Annotated in this window: 14 protein-coding genes; 3 read left to right on the top strand and 11 right to left on the bottom strand. The window is 37.2% G+C overall.

Annotation, left to right across the window (positions count from 1 at the left end; all coding sequences use genetic code 11):
• Positions 1–75: 75 nt before the first annotated feature.
• Positions 76–624 (bottom strand): DUF2239 family protein, encoded by a 549-nt coding sequence (locus FY049_RS04110; protein WP_105713230.1) that lies wholly within the window; start codon positions 622–624, stop codon positions 76–78.
• 432 nt (positions 625–1,056) lie between these two features.
• Between FY049_RS04110 and FY049_RS04105 the strand changes: the two genes are divergently transcribed.
• Positions 1,057–2,049 carry an NAD(P)H-quinone oxidoreductase gene (locus FY049_RS04105; protein ID WP_446083226.1) on the top strand — a complete coding sequence of 331 codons (993 nt, stop codon included), beginning with the start codon at positions 1,057–1,059 and terminating at the stop codon, positions 2,047–2,049.
• Positions 2,050–2,410: 361 nt separating this feature from the next.
• Here the strand turns inward: FY049_RS04105 and FY049_RS04100 are convergent, their stop codons facing one another.
• Positions 2,411–3,421, bottom strand: a complete 1,011-nt coding sequence (locus tag FY049_RS04100; RefSeq protein WP_446083225.1) for a zinc-binding alcohol dehydrogenase family protein — start codon at positions 3,419–3,421, stop codon at positions 2,411–2,413.
• A gap of 510 nt (positions 3,422–3,931) precedes the next feature.
• On the opposite strand from FY049_RS04100, the gene FY049_RS04095 reads away from it, so the two are divergent.
• Positions 3,932–4,432 carry a hypothetical protein gene (locus FY049_RS04095; RefSeq protein WP_004819381.1) on the top strand — a complete coding sequence of 167 codons (501 nt, stop codon included), beginning with the start codon at positions 3,932–3,934 and terminating at the stop codon, positions 4,430–4,432.
• A gap of 98 nt (positions 4,433–4,530) precedes the next feature.
• On the opposite strand, the gene FY049_RS04090 is transcribed toward FY049_RS04095, so the two are convergent.
• The 3 genes from FY049_RS04090 to FY049_RS04080 all read right to left on the bottom strand — a co-directional run bounded on the left by FY049_RS04090 (position 4,531) and on the right by FY049_RS04080 (position 8,713).
• On the bottom strand, positions 4,531–5,871 hold the full coding sequence (locus FY049_RS04090; RefSeq protein ID WP_004722773.1) for a CitMHS family transporter: 1,341 nt from the start codon (positions 5,869–5,871) through the stop codon (positions 4,531–4,533).
• A 395-nt stretch (positions 5,872–6,266) separates the two neighbouring features.
• The gene (locus tag FY049_RS04085; RefSeq protein ID WP_446083224.1) at positions 6,267–7,595 is read right to left on the bottom strand and encodes a hemolysin family protein; all 1,329 of its coding nucleotides are present in this window, start codon (positions 7,593–7,595) and stop codon (positions 6,267–6,269) included.
• A 128-nt stretch (positions 7,596–7,723) separates the two neighbouring features.
• Positions 7,724–8,713, bottom strand: coding sequence for a LysR family transcriptional regulator (locus FY049_RS04080; protein WP_004722769.1), 990 nt, complete (start codon positions 8,711–8,713; stop codon positions 7,724–7,726).
• Between the two features lie 625 nt (positions 8,714–9,338).
• Between FY049_RS04080 and FY049_RS04075 the strand changes: the two genes are divergently transcribed.
• Positions 9,339–10,943, top strand: a complete 1,605-nt coding sequence (locus FY049_RS04075) for an isocitrate lyase (RefSeq protein WP_056514634.1) — start codon at positions 9,339–9,341, stop codon at positions 10,941–10,943.
• 440 nt (positions 10,944–11,383) lie between these two features.
• Here FY049_RS04075 and FY049_RS04070 read toward each other — a convergent pair whose 3' ends face one another.
• The 6 genes from FY049_RS04070 to FY049_RS04045 form a co-directional block, all read right to left on the bottom strand.
• Positions 11,384–11,671: a PA4642 family protein gene (locus FY049_RS04070; protein ID WP_004722766.1), complete on the bottom strand. Its 288-nt coding sequence runs from the start codon at positions 11,669–11,671 to the stop codon at positions 11,384–11,386.
• 222 nt (positions 11,672–11,893) lie between these two features.
• Entirely contained in the window at positions 11,894–12,166 is a 273-nt protein-coding gene (minE, locus tag FY049_RS04065; RefSeq protein WP_004722763.1) for a cell division topological specificity factor MinE, read from the bottom strand.
• Positions 12,167–12,168: 2 nt separating this feature from the next.
• Positions 12,169–12,981: a septum site-determining protein MinD gene (minD, locus tag FY049_RS04060; RefSeq protein ID WP_004722761.1), complete on the bottom strand. Its 813-nt coding sequence runs from the start codon at positions 12,979–12,981 to the stop codon at positions 12,169–12,171.
• A 66-nt stretch (positions 12,982–13,047) separates the two neighbouring features.
• The gene (gene minC, locus FY049_RS04055) at positions 13,048–13,767 is read right to left on the bottom strand and encodes a septum site-determining protein MinC (protein ID WP_004722759.1); all 720 of its coding nucleotides are present in this window, start codon (positions 13,765–13,767) and stop codon (positions 13,048–13,050) included.
• A gap of 143 nt (positions 13,768–13,910) precedes the next feature.
• On the bottom strand, positions 13,911–14,960 hold the full coding sequence (locus FY049_RS04050; RefSeq protein ID WP_004722756.1) for a hypothetical protein: 1,050 nt from the start codon (positions 14,958–14,960) through the stop codon (positions 13,911–13,913).
• Positions 14,961–14,997: 37 nt separating this feature from the next.
• Positions 14,998–15,915: an acyltransferase gene (locus FY049_RS04045; RefSeq protein WP_105713225.1), complete on the bottom strand. Its 918-nt coding sequence runs from the start codon at positions 15,913–15,915 to the stop codon at positions 14,998–15,000.
• Positions 15,916–16,284 lie beyond the last annotated feature (369 nt).

Below are 16,284 nucleotides of genomic sequence, written 5' to 3'. Positions count from 1 at the left end.
GCCGAAGATTATGAAAAATGCGCTAATCCCAAAGGCTTAGCGCATTTTATTTTTATATTGTTGCGAATATTGTAGTTAAAAAGCATGTTGGGTTTTTAAAGTCAAATACGCTCGTAAATCTTTTGGATAGTCTTGAATTAGTGCTAAAAACAGCGCTTGATTACCTTGATATAAAGCACGCGTGGCTTCCTCATAATTTGGCATATTGCCTGACATTGCTGACATAAAACGATCAGTTGCCTGTTTTGCCAACATTTTATTGCTTGCTGAATCGGGGTTCTTTAACTCTTGGTCAATCAATTTTCGAATCACAGCAGATGCACTAGAACTTTGTTGATCTAACCAATCCCAATGCTTTTGCTGCAAAGTGATTTCACGAGAAATCACCCCCAATTTAGGACGTCCAACTTTTTTAACCGCTTCAGGTTCAGCATAACGTTGTTGAATATCGGCGGCAGAGTCCATGATATTGACATCAATAGCTTGACCCGTTTGATCATTAAAAATCAACACAGGTGTGGAGGTGTTTTGTTGAGTCTTGATGGTTAATGCTACGTTTAACAGAGAATCAGTGATTAAACGCTCATTGCCAATAAAAGCAGTGTAGGTGTTTTCAGTATTCATTTTAAAACCTTTGGATATTTTTATCTGGGTAAAACTAATTTGTGTTTGAATATTATCAGGGTAAAATTAAATTAGCAAACAAAAAATGATCAATATGGTCTTTGATGCTTAAAAAAAGCAATAAAAAAGCATGTAAATCTTTAAAAATTAAATGCTTACTTGCAAAAAATATAATGAGTTAAAGGCGATGACCTATTTTTAAACCATAAGTGAGCGCATGGTTATGTGTAATTAACAAATAGTTGGTTTTTTGATATTTGTTCTTACGTCTTTATCCGTTTGGTGCAATTTGTATAAACAATTGAAAACTATATTTTTGTAAGGATACTCACTCTATTTTGTAGACATTGGTGGCGAAATATTTGCACATGCACTGGTTTATGTTCAAATACAGAAAACATGAAAAGTAATGAATGGAATAGGAAAGAAAGTATGTCTACAAATAACATGCAACAGGTCATTATTACAGAACCTGGTGGTATAGAAAAACTGGCTTATGAAACGGTAGAAATTCCTCAACCCAAAGCAGATGAAGTTTTGGTTAAAGTCCATGCATTTGGGATTAATCGGCCCGATATTTTACAGCGTCAAGGCTTATATCCTATGCCAAAAGGGGTGACACCTGTTCCTGGTTTGGAAGTTGCTGGAGAAGTCATTGCCGTGGGGGGGAATGTCACTTTATTCGCTGTCGGGGATAAGGTTTGTGGACTGACCAATGGTGGCGGTTATGCAGAATATTGTGTCGTGCCAGAATCTCAAACTATTAATATTCCAGAAGCGGTAAGTTTTGTTCAAGCTGCAGCAATACCTGAAACCTTCTTTACCGTATGGGCCAATGTTTTCCAAATGGCGCATGCCAAAGCAGGTGAAACACTATTGGTACATGGGGGTACAAGTGGTATTGGTACAACCGCGTTGATGTTAGCGCAATCACTTGGTTTGAAAAGCTTTGCAACTGTAGGTTCTGATGAGAAGATTCAAGCCATTCGTCATTTGACTGATGCGATTAATTATAAAACTCAAGACTTTGAACAGGTCATTTTTGAAAAGACCCAAAATGAGGGTGTCGATATTATTCTTGACATGGTTGGGGCGCCTTATCTAGATCAAAATCTAAACCTACTCCGTAGAGATGGGCGTTTGGTCTATATCGCATTTTTGGGTGGTGCAAAGGCCAAAGAAGTAAAATTAGGTCAGATTATGATGAAACGCCTCACTATTACTGGTTCAACTATGCGTGCGCGTACAACTGCTGAAAAAGCTGAAATTGCCAAAGGTTTGATGGAACATGTCGTTCCATTGTGGGCAAAAGGTGAATGTTTACCCATGATTTATAAAACATTTATGTTTGATCAGATCCAAGCTGCACATGCATGTATGGACACAGGTGAGCATATTGGTAAAGTTGTGGTGGAAGTGATTTAAGATAAGTTTTTTCTATTTAACTTTGTAATTATACTATTTCTCTAAAACTTGATTCATATTATTAAAGGATTAGCACTGCCTCATCTTAGGTCGAAAAGTTTAAATTAATTTGTGTAGGCAATGCCTCACTTTTCAAGGATGAAAAGTGACAAAAATCCTTTGTTGAGCGAGGGGTACGTCCTGTACCCCCGCTCAACCGCGACATCCATGTCGCCACGCGATAGATACACCATGTATGATTGAATGATACAAAAAGGTTCAATTTATATTTAGTTCATTACATTGATTAGTATTCACAGGGCCGTTTAAATCCTGTTATAAAAATTTAAGCGACTTCTAAAATTAAATTTTATTCGGGTGGTTAAAAGCCCGCTAATACGATCTTACCAATGCTTTTACCTGACTCAATTAGTGTATGAGCTTGGGTTATATGCTCAACATTGATTTGACCGAGATTTTGTCCCAAAGTAGTTTTGATTCTTTGGTCATCAACTAATTTTGAAACTTTATTTAAAATATCACCTTGTCGGCTGAGATCTTTGGTTTGGAATGTAGAGCGGGTAAACATCGATTCCCAATGAACAGATACAGACTTAACTTTAAACGGGTTAATGATAAAGTTTTCAGGATCATCAATTAAACCAAAATGACCTTGAGGTGCAATCAAATTGGCAATGGCTTGTGTATATCGCCCTGTACCATTAATTGAAAAAATATAATGAGGTAGCCCAATATTCAAGTCTAGGATTTGCTGTTCTAAAGGTTGGCTATGATCCACAATATAATCTGCGCCAATTTCAGTCAGCCATGCTTTAGATTCTGGGCGGGAAGCTGTGGCAATAACAGTAAATCCAGTCAATACTTTTAACAATTGAACTGTAATAGAACCTACACCACCTGCAGCGCCGATGACTAAAATCACAGGCTTTTCAACTTTGGTGTCTTGAATTTTTAAACGGTCAAATAACATTTCATAAGCGGTGAGTGACGTTAAAGGCAAGGCTGCGGCTTCAGCATCACTCAATGATTTAGGTTTTAGCCCAACAATACGTTCATCGACCAATTGGAATTCAGCATAAGAGCCTTGTCTTTGGTTTGAACCCGCATAAAAAACTTCATCACCCACTTTAAAATTTTGAACTTTTTCTCCGACTGCTTTCACGGTCCCAACCGCATCATGACCCAAAATTTTCCAAGTATCATTGTCTGGCGAAGTACGCTGTCGCATTTTGATATCGACTGGATTGATTGAAATGGCTTTGACCTCAATCAGTAAGTCATGACCTGTTGCAACTGGCTGTTCGATTTCGATTTCGGAAAAAACATTGGCTTCTGAAATTGCGAATGGTTTTTTATAAGCAACAGCTTTCATACGGTTTCACTTTTTATTGGCATATCAAATCAATAGCAAAAAAATCTCAATTAAGAAAGCAAAAAATTGTCAGTCTATACTTATTGATAACATTTTATCGAATGGTCTTAATCAAAAAATTTAGACAGCAACAAGCGTATAGGTAAGATAAACAATTGCCAGCATGTGTAAAGCGGCAAAATCAGCCAATTTTCATGATTCAAGGTGTGGTTAAATGGTTGTCGTCCCTTTTGATAAGACGCTGGAGTAATTAGGTAAGCAAATATGAGTAAACTCACTGCCAATATAAGGAAAAGAGGTCGTGGTTGTTGAGCAAAATAAAAATAGATAAGATACAAGGCAGAATAATAATTGGTACAGGCGAGTAGGGCTAAAACAGACATTAAAATATCATCCTTTATTGTTATTTGATTAGGTCGAGATACATCGCAGCAGATTAACATTATCTCTGACTTAATTTTAAAATTGTGCGAAAATAGAGTTTCTATTTATTTTTGTTTTAGGACTCCCATGACAGATTCTTCTGCTTCATTAAGTGATATTGAAATTTTAGACATTCTTCAGTCGATGAAATCGGATGAACTGAATGTTGAAGCACAAAAAATCATTCGTGATGGTGGAAAAGCAGGGCGTCAAGAAGCACATAAACAGGCACTGGTTGCTTTACATCAAAGCTTTGAAGACAAACTTGTTGAAGCAGTGACTTTGGCTTTAAATTTAAATGAAGCACAAGCTAAAAAAATTCGTTACAAGAAAGATCGTGTCCGTATTTTAAAAGCAAAAGGTATCGATTATTTAGCCATTGATGGTGCAGAAACCGCTCAAGTGCTATCGCAAGTTGCTCAAGCGATTATTCGTGAAGATGCCACCGTGACGCGTGACCTGCATAATATTTTCCCTTTCTGGAAAGAAGGCTGGCCAATGGTGCAGTTCGATAGTGCCTATAAAATTTTAGAAGATGACATTTCAATTCATTATCAAGCATTGCTCGATGTCTTGATTCATCCTTAATTGGATTTGATTCTAAATAAATCATTGTTTTAAATAGATGATGAAAATAAACTATTTAAGATGAAAAAAAAGCCGATATAAATATCGGCTTTTGTCTATTAGTGTAGTGTTGAATAGAGTGGGAATACACCGAGTAGCATGGCTGCAACCAGCATTACCAAACAGGTCAGAATCGCCCATTTAATGGTGAACTTTTGATGCTGTCCAAATTCGATACCAGCCAATCCACATAATAAATAGGTAGAAGGAACCAATGGTGAGAGTAAGTGTACAGGTTGGCCGACAATTGAAGCACGCGCCATTTCTACAGGTGTAATACCATAATGACTCGCCGCTTCTGAAAGAATCGGTAACACCCCGTAGTAGAAAGCATCATTCGACATAAAGAAAGTCAAAGGCATACTAATCACAGCAGTAATTGGCGCTAAGAAAGGCCCCATACTTTGTGGAATAATCGCCACCAATTCTTTAGACATCGCATCAACCATGCCTGTCCCTGAAAGAATCCCAGTAAAAATCCCTGCAGCAAAAATAATACCCACAACGTTTAAGGCACTACCTGCATGATGAGCAACCAAAGATTTTTGCATATCGACGTCTTTATAGTTCACCACCAATGCTATACAAAGTGCGATCATAAATAAGATCGGTAAAGGCAACACACCTTTCACCAAACAGATCATCAGTACAACGGTTAATAAACCATTGAACCATCTTAAATGTGCACGATTCGCTTCTGGGTTACTTGAAATTTGAATGTCATCACCATGACTAACATCAAGTTCAATAATACCTAAGCGTTTACGTTCCATACGGCCATACATAAAACCGACAAAGTAGAGCCAAAGAATAGCAGCCAGCATTGGTAAAACCATAGGCACAAAGATTTCACTTGCCTCTACATGCAGCGCACTTGCAGCACGTGCCGTTGGTCCACCCCACGGGGTAAGGTTCATGATTCCGCTTGCCAGCATCATTAAACATGCCATGATCAACGGGCTCATACCTAATTTTTTATAGAGTGGGAGCATCGCTGCCACACAAATCATGTAGGTGGTTGAACCATCACCATCAAGAGAGACGATGAGTGTCAGGGTAATGGTACCAATAACGACTTTAAGTGGATCACCTTTGACCAGCTTTAAGATAAATTTTACAGAAGGATCAAACAATCCCGTGTCAATCATGATGGCAAAATAGAGAATTGCAAAAAGTAGCATTACGCCTGTTGGTGCAAGTTTTTTCACACCATCAAGCATCATTTCACCGAGCTGTTTGATTTCTAAATGCCCAAGGCTATCGAAATAGAAGCTAAGACCGTAAGCGATTAATGCAAATAAAATTGGAATAAGTGTGAGTGCTGCAAGTGCAGTCATTCGTCTAGACATGATTAAGTACATAAAGCACAAAATCATGCCCAAACCTAATACGGTTAGCATAGTTCGATCCTTGAATGAGACTTTGTTAACAGAAGTCTTTTAGTTTTTTAAGCAAAAGCATGCTAATAGTTATTTGATTAAATTAAAATATCCTTGTAGAAATACTGAATTCAGTACTATTTTTTAAATAAATAGAGTATTCAAAACAGATATTTAAAAATGAATATTATTTTTGCACCAAAATGGTTATAAAATATAAATCATTGATTTTTAAGTTTATTATTTTTTTTGATTTTATAAATTATGTTCATGTTAATTTTCATATTTTTAAAATTTATAAATCAAATGCCCATAATCTAATCAATGACCTTGTGAATCTCTCGATATTGAAGCACCACTTTTCATAAAAAAAGCTTAGCAAGGTAATTGCTAAGCTTTAAATACGCTAAAGAAACTTATTGTGAAGAATCTTCTGATGTTGATGGTTCTGCTTTTTCAAGTAATCGTGTGACAAGTAGCTGGTCAATTTTAAAATGATCAACATCGACCACTTCAAATTTATAACCACCAAAAATCACTGTGTCAGCTGGTTTAGGAATTTTTCTTAACTGATACATCATAAAGCCTGCCAGTGTTTCGTAGTTCTCTTCATCTGGCATCTCATCAATGGCTAAAGCATGCTTCATGTCTTCAATTGGGGTACTCCCATCAATCAACCATGAGTTGTTATCTCGTTTAATGATTTGTAGCTCTTCATCCATTGGTGTAACCCAGTCGCCCATCACTGTGATCATGATATCTGACAGGGTAATAACACCAACCACAAGTGCATATTCATTAAATACCACCGCAAATTTTTCTTTGCTTGAGCGGAAGCGGTCAAGAAGTTCAGAAAGGGTCAATGAGTCAGGAATGGTTAATACTGTACGAATAGTTGATTCATGTAATTGATTAATTTTCTGGTTATTCAGAATACGCACCAAAATATCTTTGGCATCTACATAGCCAATCACTTGATCAATGGTTTCGTTACAAACCAAGAACTTAGAATAAGGGTATTCAGCTAGCTTTTGGCGGATACTTTCTTCAGGCTCTTTTAAAGTGAAAAACACCACATTTTCACGTGGGGTCATACTGGATGGAACATTACGTTCTTCAAGCTCAAATACATTTTCAATAAAGTGATGTTCTTGCTTTTGTAAAACACCTGCCTGAGCACCAGCATCCATTACCGCTGAAATATCATCAAAGGTAATGTTGTCTTCACGTGTTGTATTGATTTTAAACAAGCGGAACAACAAATTAGCAACCGCATTGATAAACCATGCTAAGGGTTTACAGACCACGATAAAGATCTGGATGGGATTAATAACTGAAACCGCAATTTTTTCCGGTGCAATCATTGCCATACGTTTTGGCATTAAATCGGCAAAAAGAATAAACAGTGAAGTGACTAAAGTAAATGAGAGGACAAAGCTAATGGTTTCCGTCCAATTTCCGACATAGAAACGTGAGACAAATTCAAGAAAATAAGGGCGAAAGGCACCTTCACCTAAAATACCGCCAAGAATAGCAACAGCATTTAAACCGATTTGGGATGCGGCAAAGAAATCGGCAGAGTTTTGCTGTAAGTCTAGGACTTTTTGTGCTCGCTCATCGCCAGATTCGGCAAGAATTTTGAGTTTAACTTTACGCGCACCTGCAAGGGCGATTTCAGTTAAAGATAAAAAACCAGCTCCTGCGATGAGGACAGCGATGATTAGGATATTCTGGAACAGGCTCACGAATCCACCTATGGATCATCATTATTATGAGATATTTTTAACACATAAAAGGGGGTGGTAGTGAGTAACACACTACCGATCTGGAATTAGTATAAGCTTGAAATGATAAGAATTTAAGAAAATTCCTATTAATATTGAGAAAAATGCGAATTATTTTGCATAAATTCACGATTTTCTTCTTCAATCATTTGACGTGCAACATAAAGAATCAATTGGCGTAACCAACGATGTGCAGGATGATGATGAAGTAACGGGCACCATGCCATTTTTAATTCAAATTCTGGAATATAAAAAGGCGGATCTTTAATGAGTAAATTTTGGCTTTTGGCTTGTAAACGGGCGATACGGGTTGGTAATGTTGCAATCAAATCGACATTTGAAGCCAACAATGCTGGCATTTGATAATGACGAGTAAAGACTGAAATTTTACGCTTTTGACCAATTCGCTCTAAAGCTTGATCAATCCAACCCAATCCTGCTTGTTTCTCAGGATTCACACCAAAACCGACCCCCATACCTGTTTTAGATACCCAGATATGTTGCGCATCTAAATAACTTTTAAGATTTAAATTACTCGAAGCGGGATGTTTGTTATTGAGTAGACAAGAGAAACTGTCACGCCACACTAAAACTTGGTGAAAGCTTTGTGGGATTTCATTAAAACGGTTGATGGCTAAATCAACTTTACCTTGTTCCATGTCACGATATGACACGTCACTTGGTGTTAAAAAGTCGAGTACAACATTCGGTGCTTCTGAGCGCAACGCTTTGACTAGGCGAGGAACAAGTGTCGCTTCGGCATAATCAGAGGTCATAATACGGAATACACGGTTTGAAGTATAAGGTCGGAACTCAGTACGAGGTTCCAAAATCATCGATAAATCAGACAGTGCGTCACGGATGCGAGGTTGTAATTCTAAAGCACGTTCTGTTGGTGTCATACCTTCAGAAGAACGAATTAAAAGAGGGTCATTAAATAAATTACGAAGACGACGTAAAATATTACTCATTGCGGGTTGGGTAACACCAAGCTGTTCAGCAGCACGAGTCACATTTTTTTCACGTAAAAGAACGTCAAGGTAAATTAAGAGGTTGAGATCGACCCGCTCCAGATTCATAAAAAAAATACCGAAAATAAAATTTAGAAATCACAGGGGATTATGCCATAAGGAAATGCTTTTGTGTAAAAAGTAGATAAAAAAACAGCAGGCGATTTATTGTTGTAGAAGGATCAATATTTATTGTCTTAGTTTTGAATAGAGATGCATGCTTGAATAAATCTTAATCTCCTCATTATACCTCAAGACCAGCAGATTTTTGAGCAGTAACACCATTTATCGATGAATGAATTAGATTATTATGCTTTGTATAATTATTGATCATTCAGGGTATTTTTATATCAAAAAAAACCAGTTCTGGTTTTTTTGTTACAAGCTCAGACTTAAGTCTAATAGTGATAAAATGAATAAATTGCCTTATATTTAAGCAAAACATGGGTGATCGCTATTAAAATAAAATTTTATAAATTAAAGGTTTATTGGTTTTTAATATAATTATAATACGACTTTGATCTACATATTTTTTAAATAAATACTGAAAATTAACTCAGAATATTGGATTAATTTGAGGAGTCAATCTAAGCTAAGACCATAACAACGAAGTGTTCTAAATCTGAACAAACAAATACCGAGTGGATTTAGCTCTTCGATTGATGAAATCCTAATATTATTACAGGAACATATCATGACTACATACCAAACAGCGATTGATGCAATCCGTGAATTAAAAGCAAAATTCGGAAGCACATGGCGCGATATTAGCCCAGAAGATGCTGCGCGTATGCAACTGCAAAACCAATTCAAAACTGGTTTAGATATCGCTAAATATACAGCTGCGATCATGCGTCGTGATATGGCTGAATATGATGCTGATTCTAGCAAATACACTCAATCTTTAGGTTGCTGGCATGGTTTTATTGCGCAACAAAAAATGATTGCGAACAAAAAATATTTCGGTACTACAAGCAAACGTTATATCTACCTTTCTGGTTGGATGGTTGCTGCACTTCGTTCAGAATTCGGTCCACTTCCTGACCAATCTATGCACGAAAAAACTTCTGTACCTGCTTTAATCGCTGAAATCTATACATTCTTACGTCAAGCTGATGCGAAAGAACTTAACGATTTATTCCGTGCGCTTAAAAAAGCAAACGAAGCTGGTGATACTGCTAAAGCTGCTGAAATCACAGCTCAAATCGACGGTTTCCAAACTCACGTTGTGCCAATTATTGCGGACATCGATGCTGGTTTCGGTAACGAAGAAGCGACTTATTTACTTGCACGTAAGATGATTGAAGCTGGTGCTTGTGCACTACAAATCGAAAACCAAGTATCTGATGCTAAACAATGTGGTCACCAAGCTGGTAAAGTAACAGTTCCACATGAAGACTTTATCTCTAAAATCCATGCATTACGTTATGCATTCTTAGAAATGGGTCTTGATGACGGTATCATCGTTGCGCGTACTGACTCTGAAGGCGCTGACTTGACTCAAAAAATCCCAGTGGTTAAAGAGCCAGGTGATATTGCTTCTCAATATATCAGCTACTTAGACACGACTGAAATTGATATTGCTGATGCTCAAGAAGATGAAATCTTAATTAAACGTGATGGTAAATTACACCGTCCTAAGCGTTTAGCTTCTGGCTTATATCAGTTCCGTGAAGGTACTCAAATTGACCGTGTTGTACTTGACTGTGTGTCTAGCTTACAAAACGGTGCAGATCTTCTTTGGATCGAAACTGCGACTCCAAACGTTGAAGAAATTGCACACATGGTTAACCGTGTACGTGAAACAGTTCCAAATGCGAAGCTTGTTTATAACAACAGCCCATCATTCAACTGGACTTTAAACTTCCGTCAACAAGCTTACGATCGTTGGGTTGCTGAAGGTAAAGACGTTTCTGCTTATGACCGTGCTAAATTAATGAGCGCTGAGTATGATGCTTCTGAATTGGCTGCTGATGCTGACTCGAAAATCCGTACATTCCAAGCAGATGCTTCTCGTGAAGCTGGTGTATTCCATCACTTGATTACACTTCCGACTTACCATACTGCTGCGCTTTCTACTCATGAGCTTGCACAAGGTTACTTCGGTACTGAAGGTATGTTGGCTTATGTTGCTGGCGTACAACGTAAAGAAATCCGTGGAGGTATTGCTTGTGTTAAACACCAAGCAATGGCGGGTTCTGACATCGGTGATGATCACAAAGAAATCTTCTCTGGTGACAATGCACTTAAAGCGCATGACGATGCTAAAAACACAATGAACCAATTCGCTGCTCACTAAGCACTGATTTGATTCTAAGAACCCAGCGTAAGCTGGGTTTTTTTATGGCAGAAGATAAGCAATTGTAGGGTTTGAGATTGCTAGCTTTAAATGATATCAACCAACAAGATGTACACTTTAGCTGGTAAATAGGGGGGATATTGAATAATAATTATAAAAGTAAGCATACTGCTATTTGAAGTAAATCAAGATTGGGTGAAATTAAAATATGGTTAAAGACTGAATGAAATAGTGTGACTCTAAAAAAGTTCATTTATTCATGTTGATGTGTATAAGTATTTAAATCATTGTATTCAATAGTGATGAGGATACGTTTGAGAATTTTGAGATATACATTGAGAAAAAGAGGGCTATATAAAATAAAAATGCCCAATGAAATTCATCAGGCATTTATTGATTAACAATATTGAGTTGTATCGTGTTATTCGCGTATTTAGTTGTTAAGCAAACTTTGCCAATACGTCTAAGAAACCTTCTTTTTGACGCGGATATTCTGCGATCACATCATGAATACGTTGACCTTCAGGATTAGTTGCATTGATGTCTCGACCATCAGCAACAAATTTGGTCAACAAACGTTCATAGTCAAACGGGCGCATATGTTTAAATGCGTGATAAAGTACATGAAAATCTGTATTGGTACCTTCAGGAGGAAGTTGATCTAAGTAGGCAAATACACGCTCGTCTGACCATTCTTCATTGAACGTTGCTGGCTGTGAAAGTGCCATAACAGCATCTCCTCAAAATAAAATAATTCTAAATCTAATGATTGATTTGCAGCATTATATAAACCTTATTGATCTTTCGTTTAATAAGGATAAATACAATATTTAGCTGAAAAAAATCTAAAATAAAAAGGGCAAAATATATTGCATGAGTAAAAGCAATGCTTTTTGACTCTGCCCTATATTTTGCCCTGAATCAATTCACTTGACTAATCAATAATGAAATTATCGTTCTTCAGGTAAATTGATATTCATTTCCAACATTTCAATGTTGGCTTCAGAACGAACTTGCATTTGAATATGCTGTTCATCCACACCACGGACATAACGATTAACCACTTGCATGATTTCTTTCTTCATTTGGTCAATCTTGTCTTGGCTTAAACGTTTGCCCAAACCGTTTTCAGAAGCAACAATAACTTTTAAGCGGTCTTTAGCAGTTTGGGCGCTAGATGGTTTGTCATCATTGCTAAAAAGTTTACTCCAAAATCCTGCCATTTCTACGCTCCAAATAACCGTGCTAACCAACCCTTAGGTTTCACTGTAATATGTCGATAAGGACGTTCCTCACCCAAGAAACGCGCAACTAAATCATCATATGCTTGCCCAGCAGATGCTTCTTGGTAAAGAATGACAGGTTTACCTTCATTCGATGCCTGAAGCACGCTAGGGCACTCTGGAATGACGCCTAAAGTTGGTACACGTAAGATATCTTTTGAGATATCATCAATGGTCAACATTTCTTGTTTATCGGCACGTTCAGGGTTAAAACGCGTAATACATAAATGCTTACGAACACGCCCTTCGTTGTTTTCTACTTTTTTCGTCTTACTGTCGAGCATACCGATAATACGGTCTGAATCTCGAACAGAAGAAATTTCTGGGTTTGTTACAATAATTGCTTCATCTGCATGATACATGGCTAAAATCGCGCCACGCTCAATCCCCGCAGGTGAGTCACAAATAATATAATCGAACTCTTGCGAAAGCTCATCGATTACACGAGCAACACCATCATCGCTCAACGCATCTTTATCACGGGTTTGTGATGCAGGTAAAATATATAGATTTTCAATATCTTTATCACGAATCAATGCTTGTTGTAAGCGTGCTTCGTTATTGATGACATTAACAAAATCATACACCACGCGGCGTTCACAGCCCATGATCAAATCTAAATTACGCAAACCCACATCGAAATCAATCACAACAGTTTTATGACCACGTAGGGCTAATCCTGTTGCAAAAGATGCACTCGTCGTAGTTTTACCTACGCCACCTTTGCCTGATGTAACGACAACAATTTTGGCCACCGAATCCACTCCTGTTATGGTCATTTTACCCGATTAAACGAGTTTTATATGGTGTTAATTTATACCTTAAAATTGCAAAGCTTCAAACACTAGCTCTTGCTGGTCATTCAAGTAAATATGTACAGCCTTTTTAATGACATCTTGAGGAATGTCATCTGCCACACAATATGTTCCTGCAATAGAAACCAATTCGGCTTCTAGTGAATGACAAAAAATTCTTGCAATGGTGTTACCACCTGCGCCTGCAATGACTCTACCACGAACACTGCCATAGATATGTATATTTCCTGAAGCAATCACTTCCGAACCACTGTTAATACCAGCATTCAGTATGATGTCCCCATGATCTTGAACTAGGCATTGACCAGTTCTTAAAATTTCATCATGGTATGAGGTTATATGACTCAATGTTTTAGGTGTATCAACGCTTGCATTTGGGGTCGCCACAGTTGGAGCTTTTACTGGTGTTTCAACCACTTGCTCTTTCGTCGGTTTAATCCGTTGCAATGGACGATCGGCAGGCAAGACTGGAAATTGAATTGCACGTGCTTGATCACCCAATAAACCATCAATCACAGCCATAGGCTGTAAATCTAGACTGATAATGAGTTGAATCAGGGCAATAAGCTCTTGTTCAACTGTGCTATCAATAATGACTAAAGCCCCTTGATAAGAGGTTTCACTCATCATTGAAGTTAATTGCTGGCGGATGGCATCATGATCATTAGTATCGAAGGTTAATCGGGTAAAATTAACCATTCTGCCTGTAATCCGTATATCAGCCATAATTATTCCTTAAAAGGCGTGTGACCTAAATTTTCTATCTAAGCGTCAAAAATTGTGAAATAGGGCAAATGCTAGAACATATTGAATGATTTCTCTAGCAAAGATACAAATATTTTCAATGAATTGCTTATTCTTTGAATCACTTAATCTTTTACTTGATCATTTTTTTCTAATTCAAGCTGCCATTGTTTTACTTTCACTTGTTTCCTTAACGATTCTAAACTTTCATAGACCACAGATTCAACCAGTTCTTCAAGCTTCTGATTTTCAATATTTAACTGGCTTAATTTGGTTGAGATCAGTTGATAGGTCGCGTTTGGATTGTGTAGATTGCCTTCTGTAAAAGGTTCAACCAATCCTTGGGTAATGTTCTCACCTAACTGTTGCCCAATATTTTGAATCTGATTTTCAATCATACTGCCTGCAATTGGGATCATGCGCAATAACTGGGTCAATTGCGGGGTGTCCTCAATCGCTTGACGTACAATCTGTCCGACATTATGGGTAATCACATGACTTTGTGCTTTTAGTTCAGTGGCCAAAGACTCTTGTAAGACTTCAGCTAAAGTTTGTGCAAAACGATCTCTATGATGATCAATTAAATCATGAATGATTTTTTTATGACTTGAGCTGGTGTCTAATTCTTGTTTAATTCCATCAATGACTGTAATCACAACACGATCAGATAATTCTTCCATCAGCACTCGATAATAAAACAGCACACGTTTTAGAATGTTATCAGGAATAACCTTATAACCTAACTCATGAAAATGATAAGCAATAATACCGACCCGAATTAAACGTAAAAAACGTAAATAAGGAATAATCGCTAAAATTTCATACCAATGAATAAATGGAAAGAAAAACCAACGCGCATGATGTTTGTTGATAATTGCGATGAGCCAGCGAATGCCTAATTCAACAATCAAAAAGGTGATAAACCAGCTTTCCGTTTTAATCACCCATGGATGCAGATCTGTTTTGTAATACTGTAAAACTTGCGGTAAATGAATTTCATTGAAAAGCCAGTCACCAAAATTACTCATTAAAAAAGCATTGGCACATAAACAGAATAGGTTGAAGACGATGATAAACATCATAAAGATGTCATAACCAAAAGCGATCCACCATCCTCGTGACATATCGTTTTTCGTTTCTGTACTGTTTTCGAGTGGTGGAACTTGCTCTGTCATATCCATCCTATTCTGTGATTTTTTCTTCAATTGAACGTTAGTGGTTATATTTTTGTTTTATGGCGCTAATCAGTTGATCTTTTTCAGTCCATAAATCATCAACCCAGTTTTGAAAGCGTTCGCGATATTCTGCATCATCTTCATAATTGCCACCCAATACCCATTCAGGAATCTCAATTTTACGCATATTGACCACAATTCGTGGTACTTCACCTAACCAAAATTCTCCATAACCGGGTGCACCATCTGGATAAACAATGGTCATGTCCACCAGTGCGTCAATCTTATCACCTAAGATATTTAAAGCGAGTGCGAGTCCACCTGCCTTAGCTTTAAGTAAATTGGTAAAAGGGGATTGTTGTTGAGCATGTTTTTCTGGGGTAAAGCGTGTTCCTTCAAGATAATTGAGCAATGTGAAAGGCTGGCTTAATAACTGTTCACAGGCTTTACGTGCTTCTTCCATATCACGTGTTTTGAGTTCAGGATTCTTTGCAATCTGCTCTTTTGTATGGCGTTTCATCATCGGAAAGCCAAGAATTTTAAATGCTTGCCCGACAAACGGTATAAAGATCAGTTCCCATTTGGTGAAAAAACGGGTGAGTGGCATACGGGTTAGACCAAAATACTGGTTTACTGTGGTATCGACCCAACTTTGGTGGTTACAGGTCATTAAATAACGACCTTGCATATTTAAATCCAAGTTTTCATCAACGGTAATGTCCCATTGTGTTTCGGGAAGAACATGATCAATCAACCAATTATTGACACTTAACCAACTATTGGTGATATTGATATTGGTTTCATCCACCTTTTTTGACTTTTTAAATAATTTGGTCAAGCCTAAAGCTAAAACAGGTGGGCCGTGAAAAAAAGTACTGCCAGTAATCACTGAGCCAACGGTTAAACCTTTCGTAATTTTTTTTAAAATAGGTTGCTTCTGCTGTTGAGATGACATAGAACAGTCCTAATGATTTATTGTGAGTGCCAGTTCAAGCGACTAGATATTTTTTACTGCTACGTTGCGACATTGGAAACCATGTTTATCATTATTTAGAATGAATAAATTTCGTATTTGTTGCCTCGTATCACCAGAAATATACATAATCGCAAACATAGACGAATTGTCCACAGCCCTTAAATATAATCGTTACAATGCAATTTAAAAAGACACATTTAATGACTATGTATAAATTATGATGATCACTTTTGTAAATTTCATTGTAAATATTACAAAATGTAAAAAAATACGTGATTGTTAACAAAATGCCTATAGTGGCACTTTGTTTTTTATACCAAAATTAAGTTAACAAAAAACACAACTTGG

The sequence above is a fragment of the Acinetobacter sp. 1125_18A genome (genome assembly GCF_052824985.1).
Note: the sequence above shows the minus strand (reverse complement) of the source record. Positions and strands in the feature narration are given on the sequence as shown.

What these genes read in the sequence shown, in the direction of transcription:
- FY049_RS04050 (WP_004722756.1), bottom strand. Translation starts at nt 14,960, where the DNA reads ATGACAGAGCAAGTTCCACCACTCGAAAACAGTACAGAAACGAAAAAC.
- FY049_RS04080 (WP_004722769.1), bottom strand. Translation starts at nt 8,713, where the DNA reads ATGAATCTGGAGCGGGTCGATCTCAACCTCTTAATTTACCTTGACGTT.
- FY049_RS04045 (WP_105713225.1), bottom strand. Translation starts at nt 15,915, where the DNA reads ATGTCATCTCAACAGCAGAAGCAACCTATTTTAAAAAAAATTACGAAA.
- FY049_RS04110 (WP_105713230.1), bottom strand. Translation starts at nt 624, where the DNA reads ATGAATACTGAAAACACCTACACTGCTTTTATTGGCAATGAGCGTTTA.
- minC (WP_004722759.1), bottom strand. Translation starts at nt 13,767, where the DNA reads ATGGCTGATATACGGATTACAGGCAGAATGGTTAATTTTACCCGATTA.
- FY049_RS04090 (WP_004722773.1), bottom strand. Translation starts at nt 5,871, where the DNA reads ATGCTAACCGTATTAGGTTTGGGCATGATTTTGTGCTTTATGTACTTA.
- FY049_RS04095 (WP_004819381.1), top strand. Translation starts at nt 3,932, where the DNA reads ATGACAGATTCTTCTGCTTCATTAAGTGATATTGAAATTTTAGACATT.
- FY049_RS04070 (WP_004722766.1), bottom strand. Translation starts at nt 11,671, where the DNA reads ATGGCACTTTCACAGCCAGCAACGTTCAATGAAGAATGGTCAGACGAG.
- FY049_RS04100 (WP_446083225.1), bottom strand. Translation starts at nt 3,421, where the DNA reads ATGAAAGCTGTTGCTTATAAAAAACCATTCGCAATTTCAGAAGCCAAT.
- minE (WP_004722763.1), bottom strand. Translation starts at nt 12,166, where the DNA reads ATGGCAGGATTTTGGAGTAAACTTTTTAGCAATGATGACAAACCATCT.
- FY049_RS04075 (WP_056514634.1), top strand. Translation starts at nt 9,339, where the DNA reads ATGACTACATACCAAACAGCGATTGATGCAATCCGTGAATTAAAAGCA.
- FY049_RS04105 (WP_446083226.1), top strand. Translation starts at nt 1,057, where the DNA reads ATGTCTACAAATAACATGCAACAGGTCATTATTACAGAACCTGGTGGT.